This window comes from Flavobacterium agrisoli (genome assembly GCF_016522065.1).
In the GTDB taxonomy this organism is placed as follows: Bacteria; Bacteroidota; Bacteroidia; order Flavobacteriales; family Flavobacteriaceae; genus Flavobacterium; species Flavobacterium agrisoli.
The window spans coordinates 853981-868498 of record NZ_JAEHFV010000001.1; the positions used below are offsets into that span (position 1 = coordinate 853981).

12 protein-coding genes are annotated in these 14518 nt (G+C 32.9%); 1 reads left to right on the forward strand and 11 read right to left on the reverse strand.

From position 1 onward, the window contains the following. Nucleotides 1–13 precede the first annotated feature (13 nt). The 5 genes from I5M07_RS03630 to I5M07_RS03650 all read right to left on the reverse strand — a co-directional run bounded on the left by I5M07_RS03630 (nt 14) and on the right by I5M07_RS03650 (nt 9169). The gene (locus tag I5M07_RS03630; RefSeq protein WP_200104828.1) at nt 14–3574 is read right to left on the reverse strand and encodes a response regulator; all 3561 of its coding nucleotides are present in this window, start codon (nt 3572–3574) and stop codon (nt 14–16) included. Between the two features lie 21 nt (nt 3575–3595). Next, a complete protein-coding gene (locus tag I5M07_RS03635; protein ID WP_200104829.1) occupies nt 3596–4825 on the reverse strand; it encodes a sensor histidine kinase in 1230 nt (409 codons plus the stop codon). Between the two features lie 325 nt (nt 4826–5150). Next, the gene (locus tag I5M07_RS03640) at nt 5151–6182 is read right to left on the reverse strand and encodes a helix-turn-helix domain-containing protein (RefSeq protein ID WP_200104830.1); all 1032 of its coding nucleotides are present in this window, start codon (nt 6180–6182) and stop codon (nt 5151–5153) included. A 632-nt stretch (nt 6183–6814) separates the two neighbouring features. Further along, nucleotides 6815–8701, reverse strand: coding sequence for a molecular chaperone DnaK (gene dnaK, locus I5M07_RS03645; protein ID WP_200104831.1), 1887 nt, complete (start codon nt 8699–8701; stop codon nt 6815–6817). A 183-nt stretch (nt 8702–8884) separates the two neighbouring features. Continuing rightward, nucleotides 8885–9169 carry a hypothetical protein gene (locus I5M07_RS03650; protein ID WP_200104832.1) on the reverse strand — a complete coding sequence of 95 codons (285 nt, stop codon included), beginning with the start codon at nt 9167–9169 and terminating at the stop codon, nt 8885–8887. A 237-nt stretch (nt 9170–9406) separates the two neighbouring features. Between I5M07_RS03650 and I5M07_RS03655 the strand changes: the two genes are divergently transcribed. After that, nucleotides 9407–9955 carry a DUF4494 domain-containing protein gene (locus I5M07_RS03655; protein ID WP_200104833.1) on the forward strand — a complete coding sequence of 183 codons (549 nt, stop codon included), beginning with the start codon at nt 9407–9409 and terminating at the stop codon, nt 9953–9955. 157 nt (nt 9956–10112) lie between these two features. Here the strand turns inward: I5M07_RS03655 and I5M07_RS03660 are convergent, their stop codons facing one another. From I5M07_RS03660 to pyrR, 6 genes are all read right to left on the reverse strand, one after another. Beyond that, entirely contained in the window at nt 10113–10640 is a 528-nt protein-coding gene (locus I5M07_RS03660) for a CAP domain-containing protein (RefSeq protein WP_200104834.1), read from the reverse strand. A 174-nt stretch (nt 10641–10814) separates the two neighbouring features. Beyond that, a complete protein-coding gene (gene pdxH, locus I5M07_RS03665) occupies nt 10815–11462 on the reverse strand; it encodes a pyridoxamine 5'-phosphate oxidase (RefSeq protein WP_200104835.1) in 648 nt (215 codons plus the stop codon). Nucleotides 11463–11473: 11 nt separating this feature from the next. Further along, nucleotides 11474–12391, reverse strand: coding sequence for a ribonuclease Z (locus I5M07_RS03670; RefSeq protein WP_200104836.1), 918 nt, complete (start codon nt 12389–12391; stop codon nt 11474–11476). Nucleotides 12392–12463: 72 nt separating this feature from the next. After that, nucleotides 12464–12796 (reverse strand): ribonuclease Z, encoded by a 333-nt coding sequence (locus I5M07_RS03675; protein WP_200104837.1) that lies wholly within the window; start codon nt 12794–12796, stop codon nt 12464–12466. A 70-nt stretch (nt 12797–12866) separates the two neighbouring features. Next, the gene (locus tag I5M07_RS03680; protein ID WP_200104838.1) at nt 12867–13793 is read right to left on the reverse strand and encodes an aspartate carbamoyltransferase catalytic subunit; all 927 of its coding nucleotides are present in this window, start codon (nt 13791–13793) and stop codon (nt 12867–12869) included. Nucleotides 13794–13841: 48 nt separating this feature from the next. Beyond that, nucleotides 13842–14381, reverse strand: a complete 540-nt coding sequence (gene pyrR / locus I5M07_RS03685; RefSeq protein ID WP_200104839.1) for a bifunctional pyr operon transcriptional regulator/uracil phosphoribosyltransferase PyrR — start codon at nt 14379–14381, stop codon at nt 13842–13844. Between the last annotated feature and the right edge of the window lie 137 nt (nt 14382–14518).

A 14518-nucleotide genomic window follows, 5' to 3' on the forward strand; every position in this document is an offset into this window, starting at 1 on the left:
TCCAATACTAATTTTAGTTTATTTTATCATATAACCACACACGTAACAACGAAAGCAACTGATCCACATCAACTGGTTTGGTAATATAATCTGAAGCTCCTGCTTTAATGCATTTTTCTCTATCGCCTGTCATGGCTTTTGCCGTAACTGCAATCACAGGCAATTTTTTGAATAATGGATTTTTCCGAATGCGTTCGGCAGTTTCGTAACCATCCATGTTTGGCATCATCATATCGAGTAATACTACATCGGTATCTGGATTTTCTTCTAACATCGCTAAAGCTTCTTTTCCATCGATAGCACTAATGCAATTCATTTTAAATACTTCTAATGATTTGGTTAACGAATAAATATTTCGAACATCATCGTCTACAATTAATACTTTTTTACCATTCAAAATATTGTTTAACATATTGAGTTTCTTATTGACTTTTGAAGCATCTTTATTGCTTTCAACCAAATGTAAAAACAACGAAACTTCATCAAGCATTCTTTGATACGAATGAGCAGTCTTCACAATAATCGAATCGGCGTATTTTTTAATTTTCACCTCTTCTTTCATCGACAAACTTTTTCCTGTAAATACAATTACAGGTAAATTTTCAAGTCCTGGTGTTTTTTTCAAGCCTTCTAAAATATCATAGGCTTGTTTGTCTGGAATTCCCATGTCCAAAATTACGCATTCCACATTGGTTTTTGTTAACGCATTTACACCCTCATTAATTTCGCTTTTAATTTCAGAATTGATGTTATAGGTTTCTAAGAAATAAGCCAATGCCTTTGCATGATGTGGATTGTCTTCAATAATCAATACTTTTTGCGCTTCTTTACTTATAATCTGCTCAATTTTTTCAAAAATAGACGGAATCTTTTCAAAAGCGACTGGCTTGTCTAAAAAGTTAACTGCGCCTTTTAACAAACTTTCTTGTTTTACTTTGTGAGATGACATAATATGCACCGGAATTGGACGCGTTTGCGAATGTCCTTTCAAATCTTCCATCACTTCCCAACCACTTTTTATCGGCAATTCGATATCCAATAAAATACCGATTGGTTTGTATAATAACGCATAATTTAAAGCATAATCTCCTCGAACTGCCACAATACCTTTATAACCTTGCGCTCGGGTAAACTTTAGTAATGATTTAGCAAAATTGATATCGTCTTCAACAATTAAAATTACTTTATCCGTTGGGTTTACATCGTTTCTATCATCCTCTATTTCATCTGGAATAGTGGCGCTAATAAACTTTTTGACAACAGGATGTGCCGTTTCAGGTAATAAAATGGTGGCATCGTCGCTTTCGATTTCTTTTATTTTTTTTGATGCTTTATTTCCATAAACAGGTAAACAAAGTGTAAATTCACTTCCTTGGTTTACGGTACTTTTTAATTTGATTTCTCCTTTTAACAATTTAGTCAATTCGCGACTAATTGATAATCCCAAACCAGTACCGCCATATTTACGTTTGGTAGAACCATCTGCTTGTTGGAAAGCTTCAAAAATCAAAGGTTGTTTGGCTAATGGAATTCCGATTCCGGTATCGGTTACTACAAAACAAATTGTTTTATTATTTTCGGGATCGAGTTTTACTTCTAAAGTAACTTCTCCTTCGGTCGTGAATTTAATTGCGTTCGAAATCAAATTTTTAATGATTTGTTCCAATCGCATCTTATCGGTTCTAATTACCAATGGCGCATGATCGGTTACAATTTTAAAGCCAATATTTTTTTCCTTTGCTACTTCCGAAAAAAGGTTTTTCATCGTATCGGTAATTTCTTTAACCGAAACATCTAAAAACTCCAATTCCATTTTACCAGCTTCAATTTTAGAAAGATCTAGAATTTCGTCAATTAAACCTAACAATCCATTTCCGGAACTCTGAATTACTTTAGCAAATTCAATTTGTTCGTCATTCATATTGTCGTCATTATTTTCTGCCAACAATCGACTCAATAACAAAATTGAATTTAACGGTGTACGCAGCTCATGCGACATATTTGCCAAAAATTCTGATTTATAACGCGTGGTTATTTCTAAATCTTCTGATTTTTTCTGAATTTCGGTATTCTTTTCCTCTAATAAAACACTGCGTTCGGCCAATTCTTCATTAGTTTGTTGCAATTCTTCTTGTTGCACACGAAGTTCTTCTTCCGAAGCTTGTAATTTTTCAGTCTGTGCTTCTAACTCGGCATTTATTGCCTCCATTTCGGAGTGTTGAATACGTAATTCTTCGGATTGTGCTTGTGTTTCTTCTAATAAATCACTTAAACGTTTTCTGTTTAAAGTAGCACGCAAGCCAATACCAATATTATTAGCAACTTGTCTTAAGAAATCCAAATCTAAATCAGTATAACCATAAATACTGGCCAACTCGATAACCCCTTCTACTTTGTTATCTTTTACAGGAAAAGCTACTACATGTTTGGGTTTAATTTCGCCTAAAGCGTAGGAAATTTGAATATCATTGGAATCAATAGTTTTTAATTCTAATAAATCGTTAGAAAGAGCTGCTTCTCCAATTAACCCCTCACCTACTTTAAATTTTTCACGTTGAGGCGTAATAATATGGCTGTATCCCGCAGCGGCGTGTAAGGTATCGCTTTTTAGTAAATACAAAACACCAGCACTACTTTTAGTATAAACAGCCAAAAACTTAACTATATCGTACGAAAGCACATTCATAAGTTTTTCACCTAACATTACATTATTCAGCTCAGCAACTCCTGCTTGCAACCATTCTTTATGCGACAACAACAGAAAAGATTCTTTTAACGATTTTCCCATATTGTTTAGGGAGCTACTTACACTTCCTAAGGTATCACTATAACTATCTTCTACTTCAATATCATAATCACCTTCCGAAATTTGAGAGGCCACATCACTAATGGTAGCAATACGCAGGGCGGTTTCTTCTTCCTTTTTTTGTAATTCACGCTGCAGTTCGAGTCGCTGTTCATAATCTTTTAAAATCCGAATTAAAAACACCACGCTTATAAAAAGAGCAATCGCGAAGGCTATAATGATTAATAAAGAACTGTATTTGCCATAACGCTCCGAATCTGAAATACGTTTTTTAAGTAAACCCTGTTCCTCTTTTTCGATGAGTTTACTAATGTTTTTGATTTTAGACATTAGTTCATTACCACGATCCAAATCATTCACCAAAAAATCCATTCCGTTTTTCTTTTCTAGGATTTTTTGATTCAAAAAACGGTAATATTGTTGGTACAACGGTTTAATTTGATGTAATCTTTTTTGCTGACTCGGATTATCATCGGTTAATTCTTCGACTACATTAAAAAACGAATCGGTTTTCATCTCATTTTGTTCATAATCAGATAATAAATTCGTCTTTCCAGAAACCAAATAACCTCGCATACTTGTTTGCGATTCTAACAATAACGTATTCGCTTCGTTTAGGTTATAAATCACATCTTGCGTGTGATTTACTAATCCGTTACTGGTAAGCAAGCTTCGAATGCTTAAAAATGAGGCTGTAGAACTTATTAATAAAATAAGCACCGAAACCCCAGAACTAATTAAAACATTTCTTTTAAAATTCCCATTCATATTGTGTAAATCGCTAAATAATTATTGTAGTAAATTTATTTGGTTGGTTAAAGGCAAAATAATGATAAAAGTAGCGCCTTTATTAGGAGCACTTTGTGCCGTAATTAAACCATTGTGCTTTTCGATAATTTTTTTGGCAATCGCCAAACCTATTCCGGTTCCTTCGTAAGCACTTCGGTCATTCAAACTTTGAAAAATCATAAATATTCGGTCAATATAATTTTCATCAAAACCTATTCCGTTGTCTTTCACTTTGATTCTGCAATAATTTCCGTTTTCAGAAACCTCACTATCAAAGGATTTTTCGGCAATTAATTCGGAAGTAATTTGAATTAAAGGCAGTACATCGTCTTGGGCAAATTTTAAAGAATTACCAATAAGGTTTTGAAAAATTTGTCGCATTTGACTCGGGATTGCCGTTAAAGTTGGCATATTATCTACTAAAATAGTAGCTTCCTTTTTTTCTATTAAATAATCAAAATCGGCAATTACTTCGTTTATAATTAAATTCAAATCGGTTTCTTGAGGCGAAACATTTGAAGAAAGTCGCGAATATTCAAGTAAATCCGTAATTAAATTTTGCATTCTTTCGGCCGAGCGAATGGTTCTGTCGATGTAATCTAACGATTTTTCTTCCTGAATTAAAAACTTCTCTTTGATGATTTTGATGAAAATTTGAATCTTGCGAACAGGTTCTTTTAAATCATGTGAAACTACCCAAGAAAATTGTTGCAATTCGTGGTTGCGCATTTCCAATTCTTCGTTTTTTAAAACCAATTCTTTAGTTCGTTCTGCAACTATATTTTCTAAATTTTCCTGATCTTTTTTTCTGATTTCTATTTCTTTAGACAACAAATCACGAACAATTTTAAGTTCGTTTTGTTGGTTGTAAATTTTAAGAAAAGTTTTGACTTTTAAAATAAGTAAATCGGGATCAACAGGTTTGGTAATGTACTCCACTCCGCCCGTTTCGTAGCCTTTAGAAATGAATTTTTTTTGTTTATTTACAGCCGATAAAAATATCACCGGAATATCTTTGGTTTTTTTGTTTCCTGCCAAAATTTCGGCTACTTCAAAACCATCCATTTTAGGCATTTGCACGTCCATAATGATTAAAGAATATTCGGTTCTTAAAATCTTTTTTAGTGCTTCTTCTCCTGAATTTGCTGTATCTACTTCTAGATTATGGAGTTCCAAAATTTTACGTAGTGCAATTATATTTGCTTCAATATCATCGACAATTAAAATCATAATTAGGGGAAGCTGTTTTCAGAAAGATGGATTAATTAAACAATAAAATGCCGATTTCGTTTTGAAATTAGGACTTGAATTTGGTTTTAAAAAAGCTACTTTTCAAATGTAAAAAAAAAGAACTAATAAGAATGCTTATTAGGATTTAAAATCGGGTATTTTACCAAATCTTTTTTAACATTTTAAGAAACTATTTTTTGAGTTACCTTTTGATTTTATTGCGTTAATTTTTCTTAGGTCTGATGTTTATAAATTAATGTTTTTATATACTAAAAAAACAGCTCTAATTAGAAAGCTGTTTTTTTGAATAGAGAATCTCAATATATTAGGCTGTAATAGCTAGCGAATTGTGGCTGTATTTGTATTCTTTTGGACTGCAATTGTATTTTTCTTTAAATATTTTGGAGAAATAACTTCTACTAGAAAATCCGATGCTGTAGACAATTTCGGAAATATTCAAATCTGAACAACGTATTAAGTTTTCGGCTTTTTCAATTCGGACATTGGTAATAAAATCATTTACAGTGCGTTTGTGAACCAATTTAAATCCTTCTTGTAATTTATTGGCAGACAAACCTGATTTTTGGCATAAATATTTTATAGTAAAGGACGCATCTGGCTGTTGTTTGATCAACTCGGATACTTGTTTCACCGCATCAATGTCACGAATACTGATATTAGCATATTCATTCGATTGATTTGCTGTGGCACGATTAGCATGTTGTTCTATTTCTAAAGCTAAAATAATTTTGAAAATACCTTCTTTCAATAAATTACGAACCAATCCTTTTTGTTTAATTGCGTTAAGTTGTTCAATTTTTTCGGCAATTCTGAAATTAGGTGGGCCTAAATGAATAAAATTGTTATTTTCGGATAAAGAATCTTTAAATGTCTCTAACAAAACAGCATTTAATCCGTTGTTCATTTTGGCTTTTTCGGCAGCAGCATCTACTAAAATCAATAAAATTTTGGTCGTTTTGTCTTTCTCAAAAAACAATTCGTTTTCTTGAACATTAGTCGTAGTAACTATTGCAGTTTCGTATTTGTTTAAAACATGCATTTTTTGATCATCACTAAAACGGTGGTTTAAAATTCCCTCTGAGCAATAAGCCAAAATAATAGGTGTTGACTTTGATGGACTTATATGAAATGAAATCGACTCGTTAAAAGTGATGTCAAATTGTACATACGAAATTCCTTCTTCATAAGTCATTCCTTCAATTTTTCCTTCACATAAATCTGTAGATAAATGCAAAACGTATTCATTGGTTTCGGTTGACAAATCACCTCCAAAATTTGTTTGTAACCCATTAAAAAGGGCTTCCATTTTTGCTGTTTGTAGACTGATATTTTTCATTGCTTCCGAATTAAAATTAAACTTAAATGCTATACTAGAGTTGCTTTGTTTTGATATTTCAAAGTTCCTCAATTTGTAGTCGGAAGTTGTTATACAATTTTTTAGATTAGTTTCATAATTCCGCAGATAGTGAAAATATTTTTTTCAAATAACATTTTCAAACTTAAAAACACCCATTCAAAACACATTAAATCAACGGTTTAATTAAAATAAAAGATTAATCAAATCAGCATTAAAAGAAATTTGACTAATTCATTTTTAACTTGAAATAACATCTAATAAAGTATGGCGGTAAAAATCGGATAGTGTTTCCTTTTTAAGTGGCTGTATCTTTAGTCTTTATATCTCAATGCAATATTTAGACGAGCATTTGAATGAAGTCACGCTTTTGAACAGAAAATCTTATTCGCAGCTAAGCGTTGTTTACTCAATAGTTTTTCTTCCATATCTCCTAATTAAGGCACTATAAGTTTACATAAGTGAACTTTATTGTTTTTTAAGTCCCGTTAGAATGTCATACACATACATGGCAAAAAATATTAAAAACAAAAAAAAATAAAAAAAGAAAAACCGTTGTAAACATTACATTTACAACGGTTTAACACCTATTATTAACTGATATTAATCAGTAATTATTTCACTTCTTCGAATTCTACGTCTTCAACGTTATCTCCTTGAGGTGCTTCACCTTGTGGTTGTGCAGCTCCTTGAGCTTGATCACCTTGAGCGTACATTGCTTCTGTAGCTGTTTTCCAAGCTGCATTTACATTGTCTAATCCTTTTTGGATAGCATCAAGATCTTGAGATTGGTGTGCCATTCTCAACTCAGTTAAAGCATATTCGATAGCTGTTTTGTGCTCGTCTGAAATTTTATCTCCTAACTCTTTCAATTGAGATTCAGTTTGGAAGATAGTAGAATCAGCTTCGTTCAATTTTTCAGCTCTTTCTTTTGCAATTCTGTCAGCATCAGCATTCGCTTCTGCATCTTTTTTCATTTTTTCGATTTCCTCTGCAGTTAAACCTGAAGAAGCTTCGATACGGATGTCGTGCGATTTTCCAGTTCCTTTATCTGTAGCAGAAACTTTGATGATACCATTAGCATCAATATCAAAAGAAACTTCGATTTGAGGAACTCCTCTTGGTGCTGGTGGAATACCATCTAAGTGGAAACGACCAATTGTTTTGTTATCAGCAGCCATTGCTCTAGCTCCTTGCAATACGTGAATTTCAACAGATGGTTGAGAATCAGCAGCAGTAGAGAATACTTGCGATTTTTTAGTTGGGATAGTAGTGTTAGCTTCAATAAGAACTGTCATTACACCACCCATAGTTTCGATACCTAAAGACAATGGAGTTACGTCAAGTAACAATACATCTTTTACATCTCCAGAAAGTACACCACCTTGAATAGCAGCACCGATAGCCACAACTTCGTCAGGGTTAACACCTTTAGATGCTTTTTTACCGAAGAATTTTTCTACTTCTTCCACAATTCTTGGGATACGAGTAGAACCACCTACTAAGATTACTTCGTCGATATCTGAAGTTGATAAACCAGCATCTTTTAATGCTTTAGCAACAGGCTCCATAGAACGTTTTACTAAAGAATCTGCTAATTGCTCAAATTTAGAACGAGATAATTTTTTAACTAAGTGTTTTGGTCCAGAAGCCGTAGCTGTTACATAAGGCAAGTTGATTTCTGTTTCGGCTGAAGCAGATAATTCAATTTTAGCTTTTTCAGCAGCTTCTTTCAAACGTTGCAAGGACATTGGATCCAAACGCAAATCAACATCTTCTTCTGATTTGAATTCGTCTGCCAACCAGTCGATAATAACTTGGTCAAAATCATCACCACCTAAGTGCGTATCACCGTTTGTAGACAATACTTCGAAAACACCATCTCCTAATTCAAGAACAGAGATATCAAAAGTACCTCCACCTAAATCGTAAACAGCAATTTTTTGATCAGTTCCTTTTTTATCCAATCCGTAAGCTAGTGCCGCAGCAGTTGGCTCGTTGATGATACGCATAACTTTAAGACCTGCAATTTCACCAGCTTCTTTTGTAGCTTGACGTTGTGCATCGTTAAAGTAAGCAGGAACAGTGATAACTGCTTCAGAAACAGTTTGACCTAAATAGTCTTCTGCTGTTTTTTTCATTTTTTGAAGTGTCATTGCTGACAATTCTTGCGCAGTATATAAACGCCCATCAATATCCACACGTGGCGTATTGTTGTCACCTTTTACTACTTTATAAGTAACTCTTTTCACTTCGTCTTGTACTTCTGCAAAAGAATGTCCCATAAAACGTTTAATAGAAGCAATTGTTTTAGTAGGGTTAGTTACTGCTTGTCTTTTTGCAGGATCCCCCACTTTAATTTCGCCACCTTCAACAAAAGCGATGATAGATGGTGTAGTTCTTTTTCCTTCAGCATTAGGGATTACTACTGCTTCGTTTCCTTCCATTACAGAAACGCAAGAGTTGGTAGTACCTAAATCAATTCCGATTATTTTACCCATTTTTTATATATTTAATTTTGATATTAATTTTTAAACTCTTCTTGCATAAGTCAATCTTTATGCCAAGTTAAAAAACAAGAGTAAAATGTCAGTTTTCTGCTTTTAGAAGTAAAAACAATACTGACACACTGACATTTTTACATCTGTCAGTAAAACTAAAAGGGATATTAAATAAATCTAAATTTAATACGAACTAGCAAATCGATTGCGTTGTCCCATCAAAGCTTCATTGATCAACAGTTCTTCGGTATATCCCATACTCGAATTGTAACTAACTGCTTTATCCGTGCTTTCTGTTTCTTGAGATGCAGCTTTTTTAAACTCTTTTTGATAATCACGGTATAATTCGGCACCTATCCAGCTTTTATATTGCTCAATATTTTGAAGTGGTTTTGAATTATCACTAATTACAATTGGTTCTTTACTTGAACATGAATTAAAACGTTTGTATATATCTGTTGTTTCCATTTTTTTTAAATTTTATTGTATTACAAATTTGCAAATGATAGTGTTTATAAATTTTACAACTCGTTTCTTATATTTTATAAAATTTCTATATTACTCAATGACAAAGATTTAAAATGGCCTTTTAAATCTTACTCAAATTTACAACGGCATTATTGCAAATTGTGAATATCTATTTTAAATAATTGTCAAATTAATAAGTCCGAAAATTTATATTTGCTCCCCCTTTAAAAAAAAACTATGAGCACAATTTGGTATGAATGCAAAGTAAAATATAGAAAACTGGATGAATCGGGAGCGCAAAAAGTAGTAACAGAACCTTATTTGGTTGATGCTATTTCGTATACAGAAGCCGAATCCCGAATTAACGAAGAAATGGCAGCGTATGTGAGCGAAGAATTCAAAATCACTACGATCAAAGTAGCCAATTTAGCCGAAATCCATCCTTTTGAAAATTGCGATCGCTGGTTTAAATCGAAAGTTTCACTAGTGGCTTACGACGAAGAGAGTGGAAAAGAACGTAAAACCAATATGTATCTTTTGGTACAAGCCAACGATGTAAAAGAGGCTTATGACAATACGGTATCTGCCATGAAAAATACCATGGGAGATTATACCATTCCGGCAATTTCTGAATCTGGAATTATGGATGTTTTCCCTTATTTTAGTGGCGATGAAGATGATTTAGAAGCTTTAAACCGCTTTAATGCTTTGAAAGCCTCTAAACCCGAAACTTTTGCAAATGATTTGGTTGATACAGAAGAATTTGCAATAGAAACAGAGGCTTGATAGGCCATTATTTGTATGTATTATTAAGCGAGGATATTCAAATTCTCGCTTTTTTTATATAAAAAATTTGCCGTTAAAAGAATTTAACGGCAAAAGACAAACGTTTTAATAAATAAAACTAATTAAAAAGGGAATCTTCAAATCTTACCAAGTAAGATTATAATTTTGCAAATATATTGGTATAATACGTTTTACCTGTTTGAGCATCAAGAGTCACTGCAATTCCGAAGTGAGTAAAATCACCTTCTAAATTCGCTTTATGATCGGGGCTATTTATCCACGCTTGAACAGTCGCTTTAGGCGATTTGTAATTATAAGCTAAATTTTCTGCAACTAAACGCGCACTTAATGTTTTCATTATGGATTTAGAACGATCCGAAAAACCATTGTGATTAAACGTTTTAGTCGAAATCATTTCTTCATTATGTTCTTTTGATAAAGTGGAAATAAAATCTGCTTTTTGCAATTCATTCAATCCGATACTTTTACGATATTCATTAACTAATTGAAGTGTTTCTAACTCCAAATCGTTGTAACTGTATTTTATTACTAAAGGATTACCTGCAACATTCTGAATAAATGAAGTTTCGGTTAATTCGGTATTTTCTGCGTACGAATCGGCAGAACAAGAAACCAAAGCCCACACAAAAATACAAACCAATAAATTTTTAAATGCAGGCTTCATAAATGTAGTAATTAAATTTAAAGTAGTGTTTGGGGCAAACGCTTTTACTATAATAGGTTACATCTTGTTTCTTGGTTTAAATTTAAGTAGTTTATCGGTTAACTAACAAAAAAAATCGATGAAATACATCGATTTTTAAATTATATATTATTTTACTTACAATTACTAATACTGTTAAGGTGCCAAACGATCGATCGTCCAAGAAAAATCTTCTCGTAGTTGGTACCGAATTCTGTCATGCAAGCGATTAGGTCTTCCTTGCCAAAATTCTACTTCAACAGGCGATACTATAAATCCGCCCCAATGCTCTGGACGTACGATGGGTTTGTCGTGATAATCAAGTTCTAATTGTTTTAAATTTTCTTCAAGATAGCTACGAGAAGGAATAACTTGACTTTGATCGGAAACAATAGCGCCTAATTTACTGCCATCTGGTCGGCTCTCAAAATAATTATCCGACACATTCACCGATGTTTTTTGGGCTATACCTTTTATAATCACTTGACGTTCCATACCTTGCCAAAAAAAAGACAGACAAACATGAGGATTATTTAAAATAGCCTTCCCTTTTTCGGAATTGTAATTGGTGTAAAAAACAAATCCTTCTTCGTTGAATTTTTTAAGCAAAACTACTCTTGTTTTAGGAAAACCATCCAAACCAATTGTCGCTACCGACATGGCATTGACTTCATCTCGCCCATCGCCTAATTCTTCCACTTCATAAAACCATTTATTAAAAAGATTCATCGGATCTTCCGGAATTGTGTTTTCTAATAATTCGCTTTTTTCATACGATTTTCTATAGTTGCTTAAATCACTCATAATTTTATTTTTTATTGTAAGGCATCAAAATCAAATACTTTTCCGTCCTCGGCTAACAGAACATTTTCAAAAACACGTTGAGCTTCCTCTTTAAAAAGAGAAATATTTTCGTAACGGGTAGAATAATGTCCTAAAATCAAATAACTTACTTGGGCTTTTGCGGCTATTGTAGCAGCTTCGCTAGCGGTTGAATGAAACGTTTTTTTTGCCAATTCGGCTTCTGTTTGTAAAAACGTACTTTCGTGGTAAAGGGCAAAAACCTTTTTTATATTCGGAATAATCGTTTCATTAAAAATGGTATCCGAGCAAAAAGCATAACTTTTAGGTTGAATTCCAGGAAAAGACAATTCCTCATTTTTAATCACCGTGCCATTGTCTAACGTAATATCGCCTCCCTTTTTAATTTTCAAATAATAACAAGTATCAATTTGGTATTTATTCACCGCTTCGATATTGAGTTTTCGGTCACCTTCTTTTTCTTCAAATAAAAAACCGTTGGTGTATATCCTATGTTTTAAGGGAATGGTTTGTACTTTTACTTTATCATCTTCCAAAATCAACTCACTTTCTTTATTAGTTAATTCCTGAAAAATCAATTCAAAATTTGGCCATGAATTAGACAATCGCAATTGTAGCAAAATGATTTCTTTAATTCCCATAGGACCGTAAATATGCAATTTGGTTGTTCTTCCTAATAACGAAAAAGTAGAAATTAAACCTATAAGTCCAAAAAAATGATCGCCGTGCAAATGCGAAATAAAAATGTGGTTGATTTTAGAAAACTTGATTTTATTTTTTCGGAGTTGCACTTGCGTTCCTTCACCGCAATCGATTAAAAAAAGTCTGTTTTTTATTTCTAAAACTTGTGCTGTGGGATTGGTAAAGGTACGTGGAGTTGCGGCATAACAGCCCAATATAGTCAATTTCATTTAATTTTAGATTTTTGTATTACTTTGTTCAATTTCAAATCTAAAATCAGAAATCTCAATTTTAAATTCAAATTAAAATCCAAGATCCCGTTCAATTTCTTCCATTTCGATAATATCGTGCGCTTCTAATAAGGAAGGCACAACAGTTAGTTTGGAAGGCACAGCATTAAAATCGATATTATTTGCTGTAATTACAAAAGATTTTTTTGCTTTTTTGTGTTGTTTTGATAAGGGTGTAAACAGTACAATTTGTTTTAAATCAACGTTAGTATGAGGCAACAAATCAATAATTAAATTATGCCCTTCAAAAGTTTTGTATTGATGCGTAATTTTCATCAAAAAAGCCGTAAAATCTCCTTCGGTATTCTTAATTGTAATGGTATGTCCTTTTTGATCTACTTTCATAACTTTACAGAATTATAAATTACACCTACGAATTGACAAGAAACGCTAAGTTACTTTATTTTTTTTAAAATTATTGAATTTTTGAAGCCAAAAGATAGATAACTGCCATACGAATTGCCACACCATTTTCTACTTGATTCAAAATAACCGAATGATCAGAATCGGCTACTTCGGAGGTAATTTCTACTCCACGGTTTATTGGGCCAGGATGCATGATGACAATTTCTTTATTGAGAGAATTTAAAAGATCTAAATCTACGCCGTATTGTTGCGAATATTCGCGCGTTGAAGGGAAAAAATTAACATCCATGCGTTCGTTTTGAACCCGTAGCATATTGGCAACATCACACCACTCTAAAGCTTTACGCAAATTCGATTCGACACTTACACCAAGCGATTCAATATATTTCGGAATTAAGGTTTTAGGACCACACACTTTTACTTCGGCACCTTGCATTTGCAGGGCATAAATATTAGAAAGCGCCACTCTTGAATGCAAAATATCGCCTACAATAACGACTTTTTTTCCGGCCACATCGCCTAATTTCTCTCTAATAGAATAACTATCTAAAAGCGCTTGTGTAGGATGTTCATGCGCTCCATCTCCGGCATTTACAATGCTAGCTTTTACATTTTTCGATAAAAAATAAGCAGCACCCGGATTAGAGTGACGCATTACTACCATGTCTACTTTCATAGACAAAATGTTATTTACGGTATCAATAAGGGTTTCGCCTTTTTTTACAGAAGATTGTGCTGCTGAAAAACTAATTACATCTGCCGAAAGTCTTTTTTGTGCCAACTCAAAAGAAAGTTTGGTACGGGTACTGTTTTCAAAAAAAATGTTGGTAATGGTAATATCGCGTAATGAAGGAACTTTTTTAATTGGTCGGTTGATGACTTCTTTAAAATGATCGGCAGTTTCAAAAATTAGGTTAATATCAGCTTCATTGATGTATTTAATTCCTAACAAATGATTTACGCTTAATTCTTTCATTTTTTTACGCTTATGATTTTATTTTATGTTGAAAAAGAGGTTTTACTATTAACTGGTAATCAAATAAACACCATCTTCACCTTCATTTTCTTTCCAACTTACTTTTACTTTTTCGCCATTAATAGCATCTACTTGTCGGCCGCGATAATCGGGCTGAATGGGTAAATTTCGACTAAAACGACGGTCAATTAAAACGAGCAACTCTATTTCGGAAGGTCGCCCAAAAGATTGAATAGCCGTTAAAGCCGAACGAATGCTACGCCCGGTAAACAACACATCATCAATAAAAATGACTTTTTTGTTTTCGACAATAAAATTTAATTTGGTTTTATTTGCTTCTAAAGGTTTTTCGGTTCTTCTAAAGTCATCTCTAAAAAAGGTAATATCCAAATAACCCAATGTAATTTCGGGAGTTTGGTATTCGTTTTCTAAAATTTGCTTTAATCTTTCGGCTAAAAAAACGCCTCTAGGTTGTATGCCTACTAAAACCGTATCCGAAAAATCGAGATGTTTCTCTATTAATTGACAAGCCAAACGATGTAGTATGATGGTAACTTCTTTTGAATTAAGTAATACTTTTTGACTCATAGTAAAGTGAAATGTTTGGTTGTGCAAATATACAAAATCAGTTTTATAACCTTTAGAAATATAGGAATTAAAAATTACAGTTAAAACTGACGTTACTTCGAATAATACAACAACATCGGAAAATTGTATAAACTACG